This is a genomic window from Chromobacterium haemolyticum DSM 19808 (genome assembly GCF_000711885.1).
Lineage (GTDB): Bacteria > Pseudomonadota > Gammaproteobacteria > Burkholderiales > Chromobacteriaceae > Chromobacterium > Chromobacterium haemolyticum.
On the sequence record NZ_JONK01000017.1, the window covers coordinates 23,498 to 47,045 of the forward strand.

Consider the following 23,548-nt stretch of genomic DNA (forward strand, 5'->3'; position numbering starts at 1 on the left):
AATGCAGCACACCACCCGTTTTTGCGTCGTCCGCCATGGCGAAACCGACTGGAACCGCGAATATCGATTGCAAGGCCATACCGACATCCCCCTCAACCCCACCGGCCAGGAGCAGGCGGCAAGCCTCAGCCGCGCGCTATGGCCGGGGCGCTACGCCTTTGACGCGCTCTACGTCAGCGACCTGACCCGCACCCGCCAAACCGCCGCGCCGTTGCAAGCGCGGCTAAGCCTGACCCCCACCTACAGCGCCGAATTGCGCGAGCGCCACATGGGCGTGTTCCAGGGCCTGACCTACGCCGAGGCGGAGCAAACCATTCGCGACGACTATCTGCAACTGAAATCCCGCGATCCGGACTACGACCTCAAGGGCGGGGAAAGCCTCAATGTCTTCATGCGACGCATCCGCGATGGCTTCACCAGCATCGCCCGCAGCCATCTGGGCCAAACCCTGCTGGTAGTCACTCATGGCGGCGTGCTGGAAATGATGTACCGACTGGCCACCGGCAAACCGATGTCCGAAGCCCGCGATTTCCCCATCCCCAACGCGGCGCTGAACTGGCTGAGCTATTGCGACGGCCGCTGGCAGGTCGAACAATGGGCCGACGAATCCCACTTGCCCGCCGCGCTGGACGAAATCCAATAGCAAAACCGGCCGCGGCCGGCACAATCCGCCGCGGCCAGCGACAAGCTAAGCCAAGGCCGACAGGGTGCGCGCGATGGTTTCCGCCGACGGCAGCTCCGTCGATCGCCACGCCAGCCGGTGCTTGGCATCCACCAGCAAGACTTCCGTATGGTGCGCGCCCAAATCCGTCCGGCGCTGATTGAACGTAGCCAGCACCAAGTCCAGGGAGGCCAGCTCGGGGCTGGCAGCCCGCCAGCCTGGCTTGGGACGAAACGGCGCCAGCCATCGCCGCAGCTGCTCGGGCGTATCGTTCAATGGGTCAAGACTTAGCGACAATAGCTGCGTCCTCGCGCGCTTCGACTCCGGAATCAAATCCTGCACCTGCCTGAATGTCGCGCCCTGAATCGGGCAAACATTGGAACAGCGGGTAAAAATCAGCTGGATAGCCGTCAAGCGACGCTGCAATAAAGCGTAAAACGAACGTCGCTGACCATCGCTGTCCCTCAGCAGGAAATCCGGCAGCGGCAACGGCGGGGAAATCTCCCCATGCGCCAAGGCCAGGTCCCTCGGCGACACGGCGTCGGCAAACGCGGCCGGCCCCGCCAGCCATAAGGGCGCCAGCCCCGCCAAACCCATCGCAAACCGCCTCCGCCCTTGATCCAACGGCTCGACATCTTTCCGCTGCATGCTAATGCTCCTGCAAAAAAAGCCATAAAGCCCGGCACTCCACCGCGCTCAAGCGGTAGCGCGGCATATCCGTGCTGATCAAGATCGCGGTCGGGTCTTTTCCGGTTCGCAACATCTCGCAAAAACTCTGCTCGGTATAAGCCCGCTCCGGTCCTCCGCGCCTGGCGCTGGGCTCCGTCAAAAATTTCGCGCCCAAATCAGGACCGAAGCGGCCTTCCGCCCGCGCCTGATCCTGTAGGCGATGGCAGTTGGCGCAACGCACGTACTCGGCGCCCAAGGGACGGTTATGGACATATAGCTGGCCGATCAAAGCGACCTGACCGTAGAACAGCCGGCCGCCGGCCGGCGCCTCCTCGCCGCCGGCCGCGCACGGGATCCCCAACAGGGCAAGCGCGCAGGCGAGCCCTCCCAAGCGCTGTTTAATTGATGGTGATGATCCGGGCCACACTGGGCACCCCCTGCGGGCTCATGGCAAACAGCATGTAGTTGCCGGGCAAAACCACGCCGCTATCCGCCGGAATCTGCAGGGAATAACTAGTTTCCCCCCCAGTCGGCGCAAGCTTCGACACCGACAGCGCAATGCGGCGCTGATCATTGTTGACAGAGTGAGTTACCGCGGACAAGCGCACCAAGGAAAAATGGCTCGCCGCCTGCTGCGTTTTGACTTCGATCACGCTCCCCGGCCTCGCCTGCGCTGGCGCGGCGCTGATCACCGGCCGGGCAGCCAGGCTGCCGTCGGCGTTCAGCAGATACGGAGGCGTCAATATTTCCGCGTTCAAGTGGTTTTGCGGGCAATTCGCACCGCACAAGCCGCCGCCTCCGACAAACACGCGCCCATCCTGCAGCAAGATCGCCGTGCTATGGTAGGTGCGCGGCACCTGCATCGGTTTCAAGGGCGAAAATGTCTGCTTCGCCGCGCTCCATAACTCAGGCGTCAACACCGCGTAGGAATCCGTGAACGGCTGCGGTATCGTCTGCCCGCCCACCACCACGACATCGCCGTCCGGCAAAACCACCGAATTGGCGAATGCGCGGCGATAGCTCATCCCCGGCAGTGGCTTGACCTTCACTGGAGCCTTGGGGCCGCCACGGATATCGATCAGATAAGCCGAGTTGCTCGCGTAAGTCGTGCCTGTGTTCTGCTGATAAGCCGGCGCGCCGCCCAGCTTCAGGATCTGGCCGGCGTCCACCATCACCGCATTGCCGTTGATGCTGTAGGGGTCGTTGCCGCGCGTTCCCGCCGAGACGATGCTCCCGGAACCGCTGGTGCCAATCCAGTTCATCTGCGCGCTGGGTCCGGCATGAAATACCATCCCGCCGCTGCTGGCGAACAGCCATAAATGATTATCGCCGCGGTACACGCTGCCATTGGTGTCCTGCGGATCGGGGCCGATCACATTATTTTCAGGCACACCGGCAAGAACTTTCCAATGGCCGCCTTCCCACACCTCTCCGGTACGATTGGGCCGGCTCTTGCTGTTGTAGCCGCCGCTCCAGGAACCGCCCAAAGTCAGCACCCGTCCATCCGACAGCACGGTATTGGCCTCATAGCCCCGCGGGATATTCATATTGCCGCTGGCGCTCCAACGCTTGGCAGCCCAATCGTATATCTGTGTTTTAGGGCTGCTGGAGCCGCCGTTGATCAACAGATTGCCGTTGGACAGCATCGACGTGCCCGGGCAGAACAAATTCGAGCCGGTGGTAACCACCGTCAGCGGGAGCGGCGCGTTCTTCGCCGCGTCGAACAGCGCGGTATAGGTCTTGCTGTTGCCATTGCCGCTGTCTCCGCTGAAAGCGTCGGGGAAATCCGCGGACCACATCATCAGCTTGTTGTCCGGCAGATTGGCGACGCCCACGGGAGTTACCGGCAAGGGAATCACTCCGCTCCAGGCGGAGGGAAGAACCGTACTTTTGGAACCAGGGTAATCGAACATGAACTGGTCGTTCACCTGCGCCTTGCCCTGGCAGGGCCATTGCACCACTTTGGTTCCCTGAGTCGCGACGCCGGAAAAGATGTTCACGCACTGGCCGCTGGATGCGGACACGATATGGTAAGTGCCGACATCCACCGGCTGGATTTTCCACTGGTCATTGGTCGCCGCAGCGCCTTGGCATGGCCACTGAATCAGCTGGACACCCTGATTGCGACTGGAAGCCGGCACATTCAGGCACATCTGCGATTTCTGCGAGACGATGTGATAGAAACCGTTGGCCAAGGGCACGAACGTCCATTGCTCATTGCTCCCCGCCGAGCAGGGCCACTGAATGATGCCGGCCCCGGACTGGGTCGAACCGCCCCCGACATTCAAGCACTGGCCGCTATTGACCGCCACGATGCCGGTGGTGGCGGCAGCGCCCGCCTCAGAGCAAACCAGCCCTAGCAGCCCGAGCACGCCGCTCGCCAACGTCAGCAAATTGATTCGAAGCCTCAACATATGTCCCCTTTGGAGTCAGTCACGCGATCAAAACTCTCCCGATTCACCCGACGGCCCTCCCGCCTTTCCCACGGCATGAACGGCAGCAACAGGCACTGCCGCCACTCTGATGCCCGCTTCGAACAAACACAACAAAAATTTACAACTGATAATTTATTTTGTATCAAATGCAGCACACAGTGCTGTGGGAAAACCCTGGGGTCGGCATAATGTTGAAAATAGAAAGGCTATTTGGAAGTATTTTTTTATTTTTAATAAATATATTAATTAATTCAGGCAACGTACTCCACATCGTTACAAACTCCCGCTCCGAATCCGTCATCCACGGGCGGCCGGCACGACTAATGAATCTGAGGCCAAGTTGGGTGACAAGAAGGCCAACACAGCATCAGGGGTTTTGTTAGCAGGTCAAATATTGAGATAAGAGCCCGCACCCTTCCCCCGTCAACCCTGTCCCCGGTAAAACCTTAACGCCAGATATACCGGCAACCAGGACTCGCCCTAAAATAGGGCTAACCCACTGCACAGGAGCGCACCATGACCATGCAAAAAACCGATCAAGAATGGCAACGGCAGCTGACGCCGGAACAATACCGCGTCACCCGTCAGGCCGGCACCGAGCGTCCGTTCAGCGGTGAACACTATACCCGCACAGAGAACGGCGACTATCACTGCGTCTGCTGCGGCACCTTGCTATTCCATAGCGACGCCAAGTACGACCCCGGCTGCGGCTGGCCCAGTTTTTGGGCCGAAGCCGCCGGCGCGCGCATCGCCCGCATCGTCGACCACTCCCACGGCATGACCCGCATCGAAGTGCGCTGCTCGGAATGCGACGCCCACCTGGGCCACGTCTTCCCGGACGGCCCCGAACCCAGCGGCGAGCGCTACTGCATCAACTCGGTGGCGCTGGCGTTCACGCCCAAGGCGTGAGCCCTGCTGTAGGGAGGCAAAATTATTGACAACTCAAGGCAAATAAATTGCAACTCGCTCCAAGTCGATAAAAAAGCATTCCATCAAAACCCCAACGGCAAATTCAATGGCATGCCGTATCAAAAATACAACACAGAATAGATTTCATCTGTTCTGTGTTTTTCATTTCAACTCAACAGCAGAATAAAAAGCAAAGCCTGCCGACTACCCCGATATCCGATCTCCGATTTACTCCTCAGTAACCCATTGAAAATTACCTATTATCCTTTCGCAAATCCGGAATCACTTTCAGATAAAAATTCCGAAATCTAGAAAAGCATCCATGGCAAAAATTGGCTCAAGCTCATCCTGGAGCCATCTTTTTCATCCACTCACCAAAATTCCATAATCATAATTTTTCGTAGAATATAGTTTCTACGGAAAAACAGAAGCTTAGGAAGGATTTAAACTAAAAAATTACTATCACCTCGCTAGGTCGGAGGCTAGAATTTAGAGGACATGCAGAAAAAACATGAAAGGAGAACTTGCGTCTAGATAGCAAAAAGGACACCCCTTAAGAAAGAAGTGCCCCTCTTAGCCAGTGTAGGGTGACCCACACGATGCTTATATATAAACCGTCGCTGGTTTCAGTATCGTTGAACGCCCCCCCACTGGTCAAGCTCCCCGCACGTCTTTTTTCCCTGTCTCGAGCCTCGAGATGGAAACGTGCGCCCTAAAAATCTTAGGAGATCGACATGGCCAGTCAAATCTATGAAGTTTTAGTTGCCGCTGTTTGCAAACTACTTAATTCCACTCACCCTGTCCGTGATGCATTCCACAAGCACGGAAATGGCTCCTATCGCGGTATGTGCCCGTCAAACAAAGGGATTGATGGCTGCATACCCTATGAGTCCGGGCTAGCCCGCGACGCGATCAGGCTTTACAACTTAGCGCCCGAGGTCATGCTCATCATTCCGGAGCCGTTCGTTCTGGACTACGAGCTCGATGGTGAGGCCCGTAGCTATACACCAGATTTTTTGTTGCACCTACGCGACGGTAGACGCGCTGTTGTAGAGATCAAGTATCAAGCGGAAGCCAACACCCCTGAGAACCAACGCCGTTTCCAAGTGATCGCGTCACTGATCGAATCCGCAGGTGGACTTTTCGCAGTCTTGTCCGAAAAAACGCTGCGAGACAAGGTCTTGCTGCACAACCTTGGGTTGGTTGAAAGCCAGCGTCATCGACATATCCCACTAACAGCCAAGGCCGCAATGCTTCAAATCCTCAGAGAGGGCCCCGCCTCACTGGAAGCCCTCAGTAGCGCAGCGGCAGATGTCCAACTGGTCTATGCCGCCATTGCTCAGGAATGGCTTGCAGTTAATCTCAGCAAACCGCTGCGTCCCAGCACCTTGATCCGGGGGATATGATCATGTCACTCCAGATCATTCTGAAAAGCCCGAAAGGGCTTTCCGACCAAGAACCACCGGTCAGTGCTCAACAGCGCCCATTCGACAGCCATTCCCCTCTCGCCCAAACCTCAGCTTTACGGCGGCAGGCCTATACTGATGCCTTCAATGCCCAGCATAACCCTTGCTACACCAAACATAAGCTGGAAGCATTCATACAAGACATTGCCCAACACATCGGGGATCGCAACCCACCCTCTAGCAGCACGCTATATCGATGGCATACGCGCCTGCAGAGCAGCGGAGGCAACCCCTTGGCGCTCGTGCCTAACTTTGACCGCCGCGGAGGAAAAGGCCCACGAATGGAAGGCGAGTTACTCCTCTTGGCAGAGGCCGTAATTCAAACAGCCTATTTGACGTTGAAGCGCCCATCCATCCGCATCACCTATGAAAAGCTGCTTATCCAGATTGCTGCTCACAACGATCAAGCGCCTGCGGATAGACAACTCAAGGCCCCCTGCTACGATACCTTCCGACGGCTGATTCGCAATCAACCCCAGTATGAGGTCGATCTTGCCCGCTACGGACGCGAGTACGCCCGCAAAAAGTACCGGCATAGCAGCATCACACCTGCCACGATGTATCTGCTGGAACGCGTCGAAATTGACCATACGCCGTTCAACATCTTCGTCATCGATGAGGAGTCGATGCTGGTACTGGGGCGCCCGTACATCACGGTGATCATCGATTGCCACACTCGTATGATCCTGGGCTTCTACTTGTCGTTCTCACCGCCCAGCATCGAGGCGGTGCTGCGTTGCTTGCAGCACGCCATCGGCAGCAAAGACTATGTGAAGGAGCGGTATCCCGACATCCAGCATGACTGGCCATGCCATGGTATACCCACCACCGCTGTCGTCGACAACGGATTGGAGTTTCACTCCCAGGACCTGCTGCGCGCCACTTTCGAACTGGGCATCAACTATCAGTTCTGCCCGCCCCGCACACCCTGGTTCAAGCCCATGGTAGAGCGATCGCTACGGACGCTGGCGGAACAGTTCGCCCATCAGTTGCCTGGCACCAGCTTTGCCAACTGGTTCGACCGCTACGGCTATGACCCATTGAAGGAGTCCATCGTCACCTTGTCAGAGATGGTCCACGCTCTGCACATCTGGATCATCGACATCTACTCCCAGACCTACCATCGAGGTCTGAAGCAGACGCCGTATGCCGCCTGGCAACGCGCGGCGGAAATCGTCACGCCTCGCACCATCGATCCAGATCGCTTACGACTGATACTCTCCAAGCAGGCTGAACGGGTACTAGGTCATGCCGGCATTGAGCTGCACGGACTGCGCTACAACAGCAAAGATCTGCTCCCTTGGCGCAAACAACTCGGCGACCGCATCAAAGTGCAGGTCCGTTTCGATCCAGACAACCTGGGCTCGATATTCGCCCTCCACCCGCAGACCAAAGAGGCCATGCTCGTTCCCTGCCTCACCCCAGACTACGCCGAGGGACTGCAACTGCACCAGCACAAGCTGATTCTGGCCGCGATGCGCAAGGAAGGCCTGGCATCCGCCGATCCGCTATCGCTGGCTCGGGCCAAGGTGCACATGCAGGAGGTGGTCGGCCAATTGCTGCAAAGCCGTAAGCTGGCCGATCGCAAACGCGCTGCTCGGGCCAAAGGTGCGCACTCAAGCAAGGTGATGACCACCGGCAAGCTGCCTCCTACGATTTCAGAGGACGCGGAACTCCCCCCGACAGACAGCTGGTCACCTCCCAGTACGTTGCCCGTGCTCACGCACGATCCGGAAGGAGATGACCATGAGTGAGCGTTATACGCTGGCAGACCTTCGACGGGCGGAGCGGATCCAGATCCTGCATCCACAATTCAGCACCGCGCTGGAAAGGCTGTCGCACAGCCATGCCCTGTCGCGCCAAGGCGCCGCTGCCAGGCATCTGCTGCTGATTGGCGCATCCGGCACCGGCAAGACCTCGGTGCTGCACAGCTTTGCCAAACAGCACCCCAGCTACGAAACGGAGGAAGCAACGATACGCCCGGTGGTGTATGTCCAAGTGCCTGCCCACCCGACCATCCGAGGCCTGGCGGAGGCCATTCTGATCGCGCTAGGGGCCGGCGTTCAGGTCCGGGGCAGCACCGCGGAGAAGACCAACCAGATCGTGCAGCTGATCCGCGGCGGTAAAACCGAGGCCTTGCTGCTGGATGAGTTCCATCACTTCGTCGACGCCGGCCGTAGAACCTTCGAGGAGGTCACCGAGTGGCTGAAGACCCTGATCGATCAGATCGCCATTCCCACGGTACTGTCCGGCCTGCCAGAGTGCGAGTGGATCCTGCGCTCCAACGAGCAGTTGCGCCGTCGCTTCGCCGCCCGCGTGGCGCTGACGCCGATCGGTTTCTCCTGCAACGAGGACAAGTCCTTGTTCCGCGACGTCGTCCATGCCTGGGACACGCAGATCAACCAAGGACGCCCAACCTGGGGACTCGCCGAGTGGGAGTGCGTCAAGCGCCTGCACTATGCCAGCAATGGCCTGCTCGGCTATCTCTCCAAGGTGATTCTGGGGGGATTGGAATGCTTAATTGAACAGGATCAGCACAATCTCAACCAAAGTATTTTGGCCATGGCTTTCTCCAACTATGTCTGGCGAGACAGCCCGCCTGAGCTGAATCCCTTCGATACCAACTTTGTATTCCGACGCCTGAACCAGCCTGACGAGCCATTCGAGCCCACCCGGTTCTCCCGCCGGAACGCGCCCAAAGCCGCCATCCCCGCGTTGTAACCCCATGAGGATCGCCTTTATGGCGATCCTCCAACGGAACACATCATGACCTCCCCATTACTGCAGATCCGCCCCAAGCCGCAGGCGGGCGAAAGTCTGCTGGGTTATTGCCTGCGCCTCGGGCACGCCAACGGCTACCCAGGTCAGACCTGGCTACCACTATTTGTCAAAAAACACGATGCCGCCTGGCAGAATCTAACCCGGCTGACAGGCCATGATCAGACTAGCCTAGCATGCCTGACAGGCCCGGCGCCGGCCAGCCTGGGCCGTCACAGCTACCATCGGCTCGGTCTCAAGGTGACGTACTGGAATCACCATCACCGACGCTGGTGCCCCGTCTGCTTGGCCGAGCACGGCATCTGGCAAACGGAATGGCTGCTAACCCTGCAAATAGCCTGCCCCACCCACCGCCTGCTGCTACGAGAAAAATGCCCCGGCTGCGACAAACTCATCCGCTGGCATCAAGGCACCATGTTTACTTGCAGCTGCGGCGCCGACTTGCGCCATGCAGCCACACGCCCAGGCACCGCTGCCGAGCTGGCACTCGCCAAACTGATTACTCAGACCATACGGCCGCTGGTCGGCCTGCCCGACCTCGCTGTCAGCAACATCCCCACCCCGCCGGAATTAGATCATCTACACCCGGCGCAACTATGCGACCTGCTTTGGTTCTTTGGCGCCTATGCATCGCACCGTCCCAACACCCGGCCACAGAAAATAGCCGATCATGGCCGGATCGAAATCATTCAGCCCTATTTGCAGTTGGCCATGCAGATCGCCCAGCACTGGCCGCAACGCTTCCATCAACTGTTGGAGGAGTACACACTGCCCATATCCGGCAACACGGCATCGCTGCGGGTGTACTTGCGAGAAATACATCAGGCCCTCTATCGGCTGCTGATCCATCCAGAGTTGCTATTTGTACGGGAAGAATTCGAGCGTTATGTCCATGAGCGATGGCCGGATAAACTGATCCTGCAGCAGGATCTGCGTCAGGCCCATCCCATCATTAGCTTGGCCAAGGCCGCGGAACAGCTCAATCTCTCAAGAGGCGCGGTACACAAGCTGATAGAAAGCGGCACAATCAAAGGCTGCCAATCCTCATCGGCGAAAGGGAAAACGACTTGGATGGTAGAACGCAGTTCGCTGGATGCCTACGCCCGCAGTGAGCATGGCACGCTGACTATTTCGGAGGTGGAACGCATGCTGCGCATCACCCCCAAACGGATCCGTTTGCTGATCGAAAGTGGTCTGCTGCAGCCACTGCCTCACGATAAGAAACGCACCCGGTGGTGCTTTCAGCTAGAAACCATTAACACTTTTCTGAAGCAGCTGAACCATGGCCTGATCAGCCCAGAACCGGACAATCCAGAACTGCTATCGGTGTGGGAAATCACCAAACGGTGGATGCAAGGCAGCGAGCCCTTCTTGGCGGTCATCCACGCCCTGCAGGATGGCTCGCTGGAAGTGGTAGGCCGCAACCCGGCCGACCATGGCCTCCGCGCGTTGCTGGTTTCCCGACAGCAATTCACGCTCTGGCATAAGCAATACCGCCGCTCCCACGGTTTCTTCACGGTCAGGGAGGCGGCAACATCCATCCGGATGGACGTCAACCTGCTCTATCACCTGATTGGGACTGGGCATGCCCACGCCAGCCGGCAACAATATGGTTATGAGAAGCGGATGCTCCTGGGGCTGGAAGCCAAAGAGCTGGAACGGCTGACCAACGACTACATCTGGGGCGAACGCTTGGCGGAACAGATCGTTAAACCTGTACACAAGGCCGCCGGGCACTTGATCAAACAAGGACTACACCCCCTCTGCGGGCCAACGGTAGACGACGGGAAAGAGTATGTGTTCAGGCGTACCGATGTCGCAGCAAAAGTGACTTGATCGCCAGCCTTTCGTCGGATTGCAATATTTCCAATTGGTACAGTGTCTAGAGTCTTACCCCCTTGTTTGACACAGAGTTTTTACCGTACCGATCAACTATGATGTTTTTTTATCAATAGCTTTTGTTAAAAATCCGATTTTGCTAAGGAAATCATGATGCCTGACTACCCGGTAATAGAAATCTCTGTTCATGTTCCGGCTCAAATGGCGGATAGAATCGCCCAAATGGCAAGTCACCTGGGACGCTCTCAAGACTGGATCATGCAACAGGCGCTATCTGCCTGGATAGAACGAGAGGAAGAACGCGAACGTCTTACTCAAGAAGCACTTACCGATGTCGATCTTGGTCAGGTAGTCAGCGACCAAGCTATAAATACCTGGGCGGAAAGCCTAGGAACAGAAAGTTCAATTCCATTACCAAGGAAAGTGGGGCAGTAGAACCCCTTCCAAATTTATTGGGCAATACAAGCTGTGTGCACAGGTACATGGAAAGTCTGTCACTTGAGCCGAACTGACCTTTACTCTTTATGAAAGCTGCACCTGACCTTCCGGTCTCCGTGGCATTACAAGAGAGAAAATTCGTTTAACATGCCGTAGCATAGCAAAATTTTATTTAAATTGTATCATTTATATGATACAATAATAATTATTGTATCATTATTGCGAGACATTTATTGTGAATAAATTCTGCGTGAGCAATAAAGAAATTAGTAATTTAGTTACATTGGAGCTCAAAAAAAGACACTGGAGCATTCGCAACTGCGTTTCATTTTACAATGCCAAAAGGAAGCTAGACTCTTCTTACACAAGCCTCCCCAATTTAAACAAAGACTTCCTACTTAGAGTAAAAAACAATAAGTTTGACGTAATGAACGAGCGCATCGTCAAACTTTGCATTTTCTTAGGCATTGACTTAGAGCAAGCACCTAATAATTCTTCACCATTACGAGAAGAGTTTGATAGAGTTGAAGCCCTACTAAAAGGACAGCCACATCTAGAAAGGCAGCTTAGCGCTATGCTGAATAGCATAGCAGACCTAGCGACTTGCGCGAGGGGTAAATAGAAATGCGTAGCTATAAAATAGTTGAGCTATTTTCAGGAGCTGGTTTAATGGGGGGGGGATTTAAAGAAACTGGGTTTCAAAGTATATTTGCAGCAGAACTAGACCCCAGAGCTGTCTCAACTTACAATTACAATATTGAACCGGTAGCAGAAGTTTGGGATGTGAACATTGTAAAAGAAAATTTAGAATATGACGTCTTAGTTGCAGGTCCGCCTTGTCAAGGGTTTAGCACCTTGGGAAGAAGAGACCCCAAGGACAAAAGAAATTCTCTATCCCTTTGCGTATATAAGTGGGCTGAAAAGCATGCGCCGAAAGTAGTTCTCATAGAGAATGTACCTCAATTTTTAGATTCGAAATACTTCACACTGCTGAAGAAGAAATTCTCAAAATTAGGGTACGCTTGCGTAACTTGGATTTTAAACTCAGAGCACTATGGTGTTGCCCAAAAGAGAATTCGAAGTTTCACAATTTTTTCCACTATTGGTTTACCAAAAAAACCTGAAGCGAGTGAAGTTCGTCTAACCCTACGAGATGCGTTCCATGGACTAAGCGATAAAACCACAGGCAGTGACTATCATATTTCTCCAGAACCAACCGACATTGCCCTTGCCAGAATGAAATTAATACCTCCCCTAGGTGACAAGAGAGATATACTAAGCAAAGCTCCTGAGCTTTGCCCTCCAAGTTGGTTTAAAATGGGTAATCAAGCTGTTGATGTATGGGGGCGAATGGACTGGGAGCGACCCGCAAATACGTTAAGATGCTCTTTTCAGTCCGCATCTAAAGGTAGATATATCCATCCTCGTGAAAATAGAGTAATTTCTTTACGAGAGGGTGCCAGAATACAAGGCATTCCAGACACATGGATATTTAGTGGAGATAGAACTGCCATTGCTAGGCAAATCGGAAATGGCGTTCCCGTACCCCTTGCCAGCGCAGTTGCCAAATCAATAATGCATTTACTTATTTCATCGTGACTCTGTCGATTGAAATAAAAATAAAAATTCCCATATAGCTACCTAGCCACAAAAAACTAGGTAGCTATTTAAAAACAGCACAACCCTAGCTTAACTCTTCATTCAATCTTTTCTCCTCAGCCTCAAATATTTCAATCCCATTTTTGTGTACTTGCTGAGCTCTAGTTATTAAATCTAACACATCAAATATATGTATTGGTGAATTTGGTCCCATCTCTGAAATCTTCTTCAAAAGATGTCGTTTCCCCGTACTCTTTGTATCTTGCGCCGGCTTTGTTCCTATTAAAAATCCTCGAACTCTTACGGCCCTGCCTAATTTAGCGTTTAAATACTCTTCAGTTTTAAAAATATACTCTTCCAACTGAGTCAGATGATCAAATTCCAGCTCAATCCCTGGCGATTTTAGTTCTACAATAACAACATCATCAGGACTGGGTTGATTTGCTGCCAAGAAAACTAGATCCGGCCGTGTTCTATCATCATCTGAAATAGCATTACTTACCTCACTATCAATTTCTAAAACTGCATTTAGAGTCCGGCACAACTCACCCATAGGTTTGTCACTTGTCAAATATGAAGCAAATTCCGGCTGAATTAACCACGGAGATTCCTTAAAAAGACCATGAAGTTCGTTTTCATAACCCTTGCCCTTTCTATTTGACATAGAATCAAGATGTAATTTATGCAGCGCCCCAATCGCTTTAGATCTTCCTCTGTATAGCTTTAACAAATCACTTGTTTCCATCCTAGTCAATTCAACCATTGAATGCGCAAGAACTGGAATACTCTGAGGATCAATTTCCAACTCAATTAATTTAGTTAAAACCTCACTAGCATTTACCGCTTGTAAAATTATAGGCGCCATCTCCCTATATGTTTCACTACTAATTCCATGCTCACGGCCGATCACATTCAAAATTTGCTTTGCAGCACGCTGTGATTTTTTATTGACATGGCTAAGCGGGCTCAAAATACCCCTGCTATAATCATCATTATCAATCGCAATGTCTATCTCTTTATCTCTATATTTATAATGTTCAGCCAACCCCTTTTTCATTAACTCAGTCACAACATCAAACAGAGAATCCACAACTGGATTATCTTTATTAAGCCCCTCTCGACTTGTAACCACAAAATCATTATCAAACTCATCTATCGCATCTGCAATTACAATACACTCCATATAATCTTGACCGTGAAAATTATGAACCCCCGAGTGAAGCTTTAGAAGACTTGGCCCATGAGTTATACGGCCATGAGAATATATTCTTGCACCTCTCCTCTCCGCAGGAAGACTTGATCTTCTTTTCTTTTCTTCTTCAGTCGCGCCATGGTCATTAGGCCTGGCTCTAAATCTTATAATATAATCTATGCTAAAAGTACTATCCTCATCCACTTTGACATTGGCAGAAGCTAAATTATCAATAGAATGTCCAGCTGGATAGTTGTATTCCCAATCCATCTCCTCCTCTTCCACCTTAGCACCATTAAGATTTATAGAGAAATCTTCATCGAGTATGCAAAAAGTCCTTGAGAGAACGTCATTTATTCTCTTTTTACTAGCTTTCATTGAATCGCAGCGAAGCTGACTCAATGATATTATTGTAAAATGATCTTCTAAACTTAATCCATCCCTGTACTCTGCCTTAAACCTGGCATTTGCAAGGTCATTGTACTTCTTAATATTAATATAATCCATTTCAAAGGTTGTCGAATAACTCTCTCCAGCTCTTTTACTTGTTACTTTGATATGCTCTGCCGCACCAAATCCTGCAAGCTTTCCGACACCTTTTCTTCCCATAACACGGCGCCTACCCGACTCTGTATATATTTTGGTTGGCCTACCATTCTCATCATCTCTTCTATTTCTGGTAATCGAAAGAAAATAATCTTGAATCTCCCTCGCAGTCATACCATGTCCATCATCAAATATCTCTATCGTTATATCAGACGGAAGTGGATCATACACTGCAGATATATCCTGTCTCCTCCCCTCTTTTTTCTCTTTTTTTGCATTTTCTCTAACTATCTTTTTTGCGCTATCAATTCTGTCAAAATCCATGTGTATCGAGACATTTTTTGCATCTGCATCATAAGCATTCGCCACAAACTCGGCCAAACACTTTGCTACCGATGAGTACATATTATGTCCCATAGTTTCCAACATACCAGAGTGTATTTTCATATAAAAATCTTCTGGCTTTTCTATGACTGATTGACTCTCACCATCACTTTGAGAAACAGAATATAAATTGCCCACTACATTAACCTCTCACGGGATTATTAACTTAATCAGAAGGTAAATACCTGCTCGATAAATACTTATATTCCACCAATTCTAATTACTATTCCTACTGGCACCCCATAAAATAGACTGAATTATAACATGCCAAATAACCACAATTATGCCACAATAATATTTCGATTGCAAAACAAGAAATTTAGTATAAAATCATTTTACCTAAAGCAACTGAATTTTCTATTATTAACGTCAAACGAGGAAAGAGTGAATCGAACCTGTTTTCATAGAATTAAGCAGAAAATCAAATGAAATCAGATAATCTAGAGCCGTTTGTAGTGGATGAGCCTGCAGCACGGAGCCACATCCATAGCAAGTGTGCGGCATCGACAGCAACGGGAGTTATCACGAATGTTTCGCTGTTTTAAATCAAGAAGAAAAACGACGGAGCCACGACAGGCGACGACTGCCTCCAAGCAGCCCCCTTCCACCGGAACTGCCAACGCCACGATCACTCCTCCATCGAAGCAGTTTGTATCTGACGAGCCGATTTCCGGCGCAGACCAGGATCGCTTTAATCGGGCACCATTCGCCTCACGAATTGCCCACACTATTGCTCTCAGACCCGACCCATCAAGCTTGGTGGTCGGCGTTTTCGGGCCATGGGGTGATGGCAAAACCTCAGTCCTGAAGATGATGGAAGAAGAACTTCAACGCCATGACTATGTAGTAGTCCTGCATTTCAATCCATGGCATTTCCAGTCTGAGGAGCAGTTGATCCGTGGCTTCTTTGCTACTCTGGCAGATGGCCTCGACAGAAAGCTGAACAATGCCAAAGAGAAAATTGGCAAGGTCCTGAAGGACTACGGCTCGCTCCTATCAATCGGTTCTGTCGTCTTGGGAGGAGCGGTTACCCTTCGACCAGGGGACGCCGCAAAGGGTGTTGGAGAAGCCATGTCCAACGTCGGTTTGGACGAACTCAGATCTCGCATCGAGACATTCCTTGCGGAGAGTGGAAAGCGTGTCGTTGTTCTTGTCGACGATATCGACCGCCTCGACAGGACCGAGACCCACTCGATGTTCAAACTAGTAAAGCTATCCGCCGGCTTCAATCACACGTCTTATGTACTGGCTTTCGATGATGAGGTGGTCGCTGCCGCGCTCGGCGAGCGCTACGGCGCGGGCGGCCAGCAAGCCGGTCGCGCATTCTTGGAAAAAATCATACAGGTACCTCTGCATCTGCCACCGGTTGATACCGTTAGTCTTCGTTTGGTGGCCTTCGAAGGAGTGGAGGCAGCGTTGTCCATGGCGGGCATCGAGCTCAAGCAGACACAGGTCGACGCCTTCATCCGCCATTTTGTTGACGGCCTGGAACCGAGACTAAGCACCCCGCGCGTCGCAAAACTGTATACCAATGCGCTGATGTTCGCGTTGCCCTTACTAAAGGGCGAGGTCAACATTATGAACTTGATGCTGGTTGAAGGCATTCGGGTTCTTTATCCAGGTCTCTACGCAGCGATCCGAGACAACCCTTCGATGTTTCTTGAGTCTCATCGCGAGAACCGCAGTAACGGCTTTAATCAAGCACCTACCCCGTTTGATCAGTTAGTGGATGGGGCTCTGCCCAGTTTCACAACTACTGAACGCGAAACGATCAAGGACCGCCTGCTTCGCCCGCTGTTCCCGAGGACCGGCAACATGCAGTACGGTCACGAATGGGACAACATTTGGGCCCAAGAGCAACGTATCTGTGCAGCGGGGTACTTCAAGAGGTACTTCTCATACTGCGTTCCAGACGGGGATGTCTCGGACGCCAGCGTGATTGCGCTCATGGAAGGGGTGGTCGATGCCGATGACGAGGGAAAGCGCGCGCTGATCGAAACGTTCGGCAGGAGACGGTCGATTGACAGGCTTGTTAGCGTGTTGCGACAGCGGTCGGAGCAGCTGCCGCCAGAGTGTGCTGGTCCACTTGCGCGAGCTATTGTACTCAGCGGAGGCCTTTTCCCTCAGGAGCGCGGCATGTCCATGCTAACGACTCGGATGCAGGCAGGTATCCTTGTAAAACAGCTCATGAAGAGGCTTCCTGCAGGGCCAGTCCGTTGGGCAGAAATTAAAAGCGTTCTCGAGGACGCTACTCCTCTCCCCTTCGCTGCTGAGTGCATCCGCTGGCTGCGTCACGACGCTGAGGGCGAAGACGACCGGAACGTCGTAGAAGCGGATGACAACCCTCGCATGGAGAGCATCATTGGGCAGCGGATTGCACGGGCGCACGATGAGCAGCCCGTATACGTTCAGTTCGGACGTGATGCGCCGTCGTTGCTATGGTTGTGGAACAGGAATGACGCGGAGGGCTCGCGAGTCGCGCTGCGACACCGCTTCGATCTGCATCAGGAAGAGGTTGATGCCTACCTAGATTGCTATGTCGGCGAAGGCTGGGAAATCGAAAGTGGCCTGCCGGTTCGAGGTAGGTTCGAACGACGACACTTCGATGAAGTTGACCGGATTGTCGGAGCGGAATACGTGATGGAGAACTTGGCCAGACGTTATGGCGACGATCTCGACAGCCCCCAGGAGTACCCTCCACAGGAGTGGCCGTTCGCTCGAAAAGTTGCACACCAATTCGTCCTGATCTATCGACATGTCCGGCAGTCATAGCCGGCCGCCGCACAAGAAGCTGGCGCAGCCTCTCCAGACTAAAGGCAGTACGGTCAACCAATTCAGTACAAGTGGCAACCTACGTGCAAGAACTGCCGAAGCACAGTGACGACGCACCTGCAACAGGCAAGGGCAACGAACGAACCCGCCAGATGTAGCCACTACCGCAGATTTTTTCAACAACTTTGCAGAAAAGTCAGATTTTTTCAGAAATTCTGCGTCTGTTCGGCTTCGTTGCAAGCACACAAAAATGAAAAAGCCTTGCAAGGCAAGGCAGGATGTTTTCACTAACTCTGCGTCCCTACACCTGCAGGGAGGGGCGTATCAAGAGAGGCTGGCTAGCGAGCCGGATCGCCGTCGGTTCCACTGCGATATGGACCCGCAATCAAAATCCGTTGCGGGTTCATGCTTGGCGTCCTTCCGTGATTTCGCTTAATGCTAGGTGCTGCAAGAGCATGATTGTCTTGCCGTCGACGATTTCGCCGCTTTTGACCAACTGTAAAGCGGTCCGCAGCGGCATTTCGAGCACCTCAAGATCCTCTCCCTCGTCTTCGAGGCCACCGCCATCATTTACGCGCATGGACGCGTCGTAGTCCCCCAAATAGAAATAGAGCTTCTCGGTCACTGACCCCGGACTCATGTAAGCCTCAAATACCTTGCGGATATTGCTTACGCGGTACCCAGTCTCCTCTTCCGCCTCTAGGCGTATGCGCTCTTCCGGTGTGGCGTTGTCGAGCAAGCCCGCGGCCGCCTCGATCAACATGCCGTCGTGTCCATTGACGAACACGGGCATCCGAAACTGGCGCGTGAGCACGACATTTCCCGTGTGCCGGCAATGCAACAGGATGGTTGCGCCGTTGCCGCGATCGTATGTTTCCCTGCTTTGACGCTGCCACCTGCCGTCTCGGCGCAGAAAATCGAACGTCACCTTCTTCAGCGTGTACCAATTGTCGGAGAGTACGGTGGACTCGACGATGCGAACCCGGTCTTTCGTTGCAGCCATGGCGCCTCCAGTCGACAGCTAAATATAGATAATGGTATCGTGCACATTCGTGCAATATCAAGATATTTCGTGCAAACATATGCTAACGTCACGCAGAAAGAAAGCCATCCTGGACGCGCTCGCTCGCGATGGCCAAGTGCTCGCCGGCGAGTTGAGCGTGGAGTTCGGCGTATCGGAAGACACGATTCGCCGGGACTTGCGTGAACTCGCTTCGGAGGGGTTATTGCAACGCGTTCACGGCGGCGCGTTGCCCGTTTCTCCTGCGCTCGCGCCGTTCGAGCTGCGCCGGGACATTGAATCGGCTGCCAAGCAGAGGATTGCACGGCAAGCGGCCACGATGATCGCCCCCGGGCAGACAGCAATCATTGATGGCGGCACCACGTCGGCATTGTTGGTCAAGGCACTGCCCGCTGATCTGCGGGCGACGATCGTCACGCATAGCCCAAGCGTCGCCACGGCGCTCGCCGAGCACCCTTCGGTCGAAGTCATTCTGATAGGAGGACGGCTGTACAAGCATTCGATCGTCGCCGTCGGCGCCGCTGCGATAGAGGGCATCTCGCGCATCCATGCGGATTGGTACTTCATGGGCGTGACCGGTGTTCACCCAACGGCGGGCCTGAGTACCGGAGATTTTGAGGAGGCCGCTATCAAGCGCGCGCTCGCTGCGCGCGCGGCGGAGACGGTTGTTCTGGCGTCGTCGTCGAAACTCAATGCGGCGTCGCCGTTCATCATCGGTGAGATCACGCTCGCACAAACCATCGTCGCCGAGAAGGCCGCCGACCGGGAATTGATGAAACAGATCGAAGCAGCGGGAGTGTCGGTTGTGCGTGCGTAGTGCTGCCAATCAAAGCTTGCAGCCAAGGTTGCGGCAACCCGGACGGCATCTGTGCGTCGGCACATCCCTGCTCCCAAACGCCCAAATGCCGATTGAGCCTCATGCCGGCACAAGGCCGTCCATCGAGTGATGACCAACGATCTGGCAGGTAACAGCGACTGTCTCAAACTGGCCGACTGCCGCTATCGGACTGACCCAACCCAAGCCTATCCGGCCCCGTGCGCAAGGCCGATGCGCAAGCAACACGCAACTAGTGTGCAGTGAGGATGCCATCTCGCAACCGGGTTGCCAGGCATCGGTTTCTTTGATGTCTTCCGCATCCATCGGCATGCAGAATACAAGGACATCGCACGTGCATTTCAAAGCTGTTTTCAACGCCGCGTTGCTGAAGCGCCGTAGGCTTTGCATCACTTAGAACCTGATCACGATCTGCTACGCGTCGGCGAGACGAGGCGAAAACGGCTGAAAAAGCGGAGTGTACACACGGTATATGAGCATTTTGAATGCCGCTTTCAACGCCGTATCGCCGACGCGTAGCAGATCGTGAACAGGTTCTTAGACGAACGCAACAAATGCCGGCAGGCTTGAACTACAGCGCTAGCCGGCCTTCGATGCAGGTCACGGCATGCCCCCCTATCCACACCTCATCGCCCACCTGCTCCACTTCAATGCACCCGGCGCGCCCCATGCTCAGACCCTGGCTGACGCGGTAGCGCGCCGGAGCCAGTCCAGCCCCCAGCAACCACTGGGCAATACCGGCGTTCAGGCTGCCAGTGGCCGGGTCTTCGGGCATGCCGTCGCCGGAGATGAAAGCTCTCACTTCGAACTGCGCGTCGGTATCGTCGTGCCGCGGGTCGCAGGGTGCGATCACTCCCACCGCCAGCCCGCTCAGCGCCGGATAGTCCGGTTGCAGGTCCAGCACCCGCTGGCGCTTGGCCAGCATCACCGCCAGCCAGCCCGCGCCGTTGTCCACCCACTGGGCCGCGACGATCTCCCCGGGCGCCAGGCGCAAGCCCAGGCGCACCCGCTCCAGCATTTCGTCTTCCACCGGCCCGAAACGCAGCAAGGGCGGCGCCAGAAACGCCAACTGCCGCCCCTGGCGGCGGATCCGCACCAGCCCCACCGCGCATTCCTGAATGATCTCCTCCCCCTGGGGCGCACCTCCGGACTCCAGCCAGGCGTGGCAGCTGCCCAGGGTCGGATGACCGGCAAACGGCAGTTCGTTCAGGGTGGTGAAGATCCGCAGACGATAGTCCGCCCGCGGGTCGCTGGGCTGGAGGATGAAAGTGGTCTCACTGAGGTTGGTCCAGTTGGCGAAGGTCGCCATCTGCCGGTCATCGAGCCCGTCGGCGTCGAACACCACGGCCACTGGATTACCCTTGAGGGGTATGGAACTGAAGACATCGACCTGCTTGAAGCCCAGGGAGCTCATGAAATGTCCTATTGGTATTTTGCTGGGCCGGCTAGTCTACCTCCAAACCCGCCTCGTGACCCATCAAGCCAACTCGGCCCGAATCAAACGAATGCCGTCTTGGTAGCGGGTCACCGCGAAATCGGGGAAGCGGCGTTTGAATTTGCTGGAATCGAACAGATTGTCGCTTTCATAGCGGGGCAGCAGTTCCCGGATTTCCCGCGCCGGCTTGGAAAACAGACCCAAGGCGGTCAACATCCATTTGCCGACCAGCGCGTACGAGGCCTCTCTGCCGAACGCCTCGCACGCCATGGCGGCGAATTGCTTGTAGGTCGGCCGGTCTTCGCAGCAGGGCAAGTGCCAAGTCTGGCCAAACGCGTCCGGCGTGTTGCCCAGCGCCGCCAGCGCCCGGCTCGCGTCCGGCGTCCAGATCAGGGTTCTTCTTGTGTCATCGCGCACCGGCACGCGCGGCTTGCGGCCCTGTTTGAGCGGGTCGAAGACCAGCGCATTGGTGATGCTTTGCGTATTAGCCGGCCCGTAGAACTCGGGGGCCCGTCCGATCAGCACGGGTATCTCGCCACGGGCCATCTCCTGCAAGACCATGGCGGCCATGGTCGCCCTGACCCGGCCTTTGCGGCCCACCGGCGCGAAAGGCGTCTCCTCCGTCAGTATCCTGCCATCCTGCGGATACATATAAGTGTTGTCGAAATAGGCGAACTTGGCGCCCTCCGCCCGACACGCGTCCAGCGCGTTTTTCAACATCAATGGGAACTGCGTCTCCCACAGCGTACTGTCCGGCGGCAGCCCTGCGGTGAAGTAGACCAGTTCGCTGCCCCTGACCGCCTCGCGCGTCTGCCCGGCATCCAGCAAGTTTGCGGGCAGCAGCGCATCGCTGGCGTTGACTTTACGCGGCTTGCGGCTGACCAGCCGCAAATCGCTGTGATAGTTATCGTGAAGCTCGCGGGCGAGTTCCACCGCGATCTGGCCATTGGCTCCAAGTATGGTTTGCATAGTGCTTCGTGGAATCTTGAGTGGGAAATGAGATGCGTGGATTCAGCGGCCAGGCCGCACGCTATTTGTCGACGGCAAAGCCCAGGCCGGCCATCACCTGGGCGGCATTGACCTTGCAGTCCATGCCTTCCGGCTTGGATTCGATCAGCTGAACCAGGGATTGGATCTGCGCCTTGCTTTGCGCCAAGCGCGCCTCCACCGCATCAATATCCGCCACTTTGCGCTTGAGCGTGCCGATCAGCTCATCATGCCGCCAGGACGAAACATCCACCGGCAGCAGACGCTTGATTTCCTCCAGCGAGAAACCGGCCTGCTGGGCATCATTGATGATGGTCAGCAGCGTCAGCGCTTCCGGCGGGTAATCTCGGTAGCCGTTTGCCTGCCGGCTGGCGATCTTCAGCAAGCCCTTGGCTTCGTAGAAGCGGATCGCCGACGCCGCCATACCGGCGCGCTTGGCCAACTCACCGATTTTCATGCGCGTCCTGACCCAGGCTTGGCAGGCCCTCAGCTTGCCGCGGGTGAGCGGCCGGCAAGGCGGCCAGCAAGGCCCGCGCCACTTCCTTGCTGGAGCCGGGGTTCTGGCCGGTGACAATGCGGCCATCGATCAACACAAAGCTGCCGAAGGGCACCCATGACTTTTCGTAGCGCGCGCCTCGGGCCTCCAGCTCGCTCTGCAGCCAATAGGGCACTTGGTCCTTGACCCCGGACAGCGTTTCTTCGAGATTGGAAAACCCGGTCACGCGGCGGCCTTCAATCAATGGCCGGCCGTCGTCCGCCTCAAGCTCCAGCAGCCCGGCAGCGCCATGGCAGACCGAGGCCACAATGCCGCCATGACGGTAGATGCTTTCCGCCGCTCGCTTGAGAGCCGGATTGTCGCGGAAGTCCCACATCGTGCCGTGGCCTCCGGTGTAGAAGATGGCCAGATAGGCATCCGGATCAATGTCCGCCGCCGCCCTTGTCGATTGCAGCCGCGCCATGAAGGCCGGATCGCGCAGACGGGCTTTCGCCGCGGCGTCGGCATGGGGCCACCCCAGGCTGCGAGGGTCCAGCGGCACGGCGCCGCCCTTGGGGCTGACAAAATCCACCGCGTAGCCGGCGGCCGTCAACACATCGTAGACATGGGTCAACTCGGCGAGCCACAACCCGGTGCCATCGTTTCTGCCCGGATAACGGTCGTGGCTGGTCATGACCAGCAGCACCCTGCCGAGGCGGGCGGCTGACGCCGGCGCCGATTCGGCCGCAGCGGTTTTCATCATCAATAGCGACATGGCGAATCAGACAAGCCTCTTGAAAGTCAGCATGGGGACACCCTGTGAAGAATAGAACATTCCGCCACGCCTTCCGCTTCGGCTGGTGATGGCAAGGACCATGCTAAGCTTGAAGTTCGCTTTAATGTCAACCACGGGTTTTCCGGCCGCAACGCCGGCGCGGCAGCCAAACAAAAAGGCAGCGCCGCCGTTCCGGCGACACTGCCTTTGATGATTGCCACTAACAGCCTGTCCAAAGGCTCGCGAGCATGGGCGAGACAAGGCTAAAACTAGCGAAGAAGCGGAATGGTCGAGGGGTACATGAGCATTTTGAGCCTGTACTCACCGTGCAA

The 23,548-nt window shown here is 54.9% G+C and carries 18 protein-coding genes; 10 read left to right on the forward strand and 8 right to left on the reverse strand.

Features of this window, described 5'->3' with window-relative positions; translation table 11 throughout:
* Nucleotide 1 precedes the first annotated feature (1 nt).
* Nucleotides 2-643, forward strand: coding sequence for a histidine phosphatase family protein (locus BR71_RS11550; RefSeq protein ID WP_043637277.1), 642 nt, complete (start codon nt 2-4; stop codon nt 641-643).
* A gap of 45 nt (nt 644-688) precedes the next feature.
* Here the strand turns inward: BR71_RS11550 and BR71_RS11555 are convergent, their stop codons facing one another.
* Nucleotides 689-1,309, reverse strand: coding sequence for an SCO family protein (locus tag BR71_RS11555; RefSeq protein WP_052370516.1), 621 nt, complete (start codon nt 1,307-1,309; stop codon nt 689-691).
* Nucleotides 1,310-1,728: 419 nt separating this feature from the next.
* Complete coding sequence (locus BR71_RS11565) at nt 1,729-3,744, reverse strand: RICIN domain-containing protein (protein WP_081862627.1); 2,016 nt, start codon at nt 3,742-3,744, stop codon at nt 1,729-1,731.
* A 537-nt stretch (nt 3,745-4,281) separates the two neighbouring features.
* Between BR71_RS11565 and msrB the strand changes: the two genes are divergently transcribed.
* From msrB to BR71_RS23560, 7 genes are all read left to right on the forward strand, one after another.
* Nucleotides 4,282-4,674 (forward strand): peptide-methionine (R)-S-oxide reductase MsrB, encoded by a 393-nt coding sequence (gene msrB, locus BR71_RS11570; RefSeq protein WP_019101694.1) that lies wholly within the window; start codon nt 4,282-4,284, stop codon nt 4,672-4,674.
* Nucleotides 4,675-5,408: 734 nt separating this feature from the next.
* Nucleotides 5,409-6,080 carry a TnsA endonuclease N-terminal domain-containing protein gene (locus BR71_RS11575; RefSeq protein WP_043637279.1) on the forward strand — a complete coding sequence of 224 codons (672 nt, stop codon included), beginning with the start codon at nt 5,409-5,411 and terminating at the stop codon, nt 6,078-6,080.
* A gap of 2 nt (nt 6,081-6,082) precedes the next feature.
* Complete coding sequence (locus BR71_RS11580; RefSeq protein WP_162179212.1) at nt 6,083-7,894, forward strand: Mu transposase C-terminal domain-containing protein; 1,812 nt, start codon at nt 6,083-6,085, stop codon at nt 7,892-7,894.
* The gene (locus BR71_RS11585; RefSeq protein ID WP_043637286.1) at nt 7,887-8,861 is read left to right on the forward strand and encodes a TniB family NTP-binding protein; all 975 of its coding nucleotides are present in this window, start codon (nt 7,887-7,889) and stop codon (nt 8,859-8,861) included. Before BR71_RS11580 ends, BR71_RS11585 begins: the two co-directional genes overlap by 8 nt.
* A 45-nt stretch (nt 8,862-8,906) precedes the next feature.
* On the forward strand, nt 8,907-10,754 hold the full coding sequence (locus BR71_RS11590; protein WP_081862630.1) for a helix-turn-helix domain-containing protein: 1,848 nt from the start codon (nt 8,907-8,909) through the stop codon (nt 10,752-10,754).
* Nucleotides 10,755-10,910: 156 nt separating this feature from the next.
* Nucleotides 10,911-11,192, forward strand: a complete 282-nt coding sequence (locus BR71_RS23555; RefSeq protein WP_081862631.1) for a CopG family ribbon-helix-helix protein — start codon at nt 10,911-10,913, stop codon at nt 11,190-11,192.
* Nucleotides 11,193-11,819: 627 nt separating this feature from the next.
* The gene (locus BR71_RS23560; RefSeq protein WP_043637290.1) at nt 11,820-12,794 is read left to right on the forward strand and encodes a DNA cytosine methyltransferase; all 975 of its coding nucleotides are present in this window, start codon (nt 11,820-11,822) and stop codon (nt 12,792-12,794) included.
* Between the two features lie 85 nt (nt 12,795-12,879).
* On the opposite strand, the gene BR71_RS23565 is transcribed toward BR71_RS23560, so the two are convergent.
* Nucleotides 12,880-14,979 carry an ATP-binding protein gene (locus BR71_RS23565; RefSeq protein WP_081862632.1) on the reverse strand — a complete coding sequence of 700 codons (2,100 nt, stop codon included), beginning with the start codon at nt 14,977-14,979 and terminating at the stop codon, nt 12,880-12,882.
* A 465-nt stretch (nt 14,980-15,444) separates the two neighbouring features.
* Here BR71_RS23565 and BR71_RS11600 point away from each other — a divergent pair, with 465 nt between their 5' ends.
* Nucleotides 15,445-17,688 (forward strand): KAP family P-loop NTPase fold protein, encoded by a 2,244-nt coding sequence (locus BR71_RS11600; RefSeq protein WP_052370519.1) that lies wholly within the window; start codon nt 15,445-15,447, stop codon nt 17,686-17,688.
* 403 nt (nt 17,689-18,091) lie between these two features.
* Here the strand turns inward: BR71_RS11600 and BR71_RS11605 are convergent, their stop codons facing one another.
* Entirely contained in the window at nt 18,092-18,691 is a 600-nt protein-coding gene (locus tag BR71_RS11605) for an NUDIX hydrolase (protein WP_043637292.1), read from the reverse strand.
* A 49-nt stretch (nt 18,692-18,740) separates the two neighbouring features.
* Between BR71_RS11605 and BR71_RS11610 the strand changes: the two genes are divergently transcribed.
* On the forward strand, nt 18,741-19,526 hold the full coding sequence (locus BR71_RS11610) for a DeoR/GlpR family DNA-binding transcription regulator (protein ID WP_208854866.1): 786 nt from the start codon (nt 18,741-18,743) through the stop codon (nt 19,524-19,526).
* A 589-nt stretch (nt 19,527-20,115) separates the two neighbouring features.
* Here the strand turns inward: BR71_RS11610 and BR71_RS11615 are convergent.
* The 4 genes from BR71_RS11615 to BR71_RS11630 form a co-directional block, all read right to left on the reverse strand.
* Complete coding sequence (locus BR71_RS11615; RefSeq protein ID WP_043637298.1) at nt 20,116-20,958, reverse strand: PhzF family phenazine biosynthesis protein; 843 nt, start codon at nt 20,956-20,958, stop codon at nt 20,116-20,118.
* Nucleotides 20,959-21,021: 63 nt separating this feature from the next.
* Nucleotides 21,022-21,948 (reverse strand): NAD-dependent epimerase/dehydratase family protein, encoded by a 927-nt coding sequence (locus BR71_RS11620; protein ID WP_043637302.1) that lies wholly within the window; start codon nt 21,946-21,948, stop codon nt 21,022-21,024.
* Between the two features lie 61 nt (nt 21,949-22,009).
* Nucleotides 22,010-22,423 (reverse strand): MerR family transcriptional regulator, encoded by a 414-nt coding sequence (locus BR71_RS11625; protein WP_043637306.1) that lies wholly within the window; start codon nt 22,421-22,423, stop codon nt 22,010-22,012.
* On the reverse strand, nt 22,410-23,216 hold the full coding sequence (locus BR71_RS11630) for a type 1 glutamine amidotransferase domain-containing protein (protein ID WP_156038963.1): 807 nt from the start codon (nt 23,214-23,216) through the stop codon (nt 22,410-22,412). Before BR71_RS11630 ends, BR71_RS11625 begins: the two co-directional genes overlap by 14 nt.
* Nucleotides 23,217-23,548: the final 332 nt, after the last annotated feature.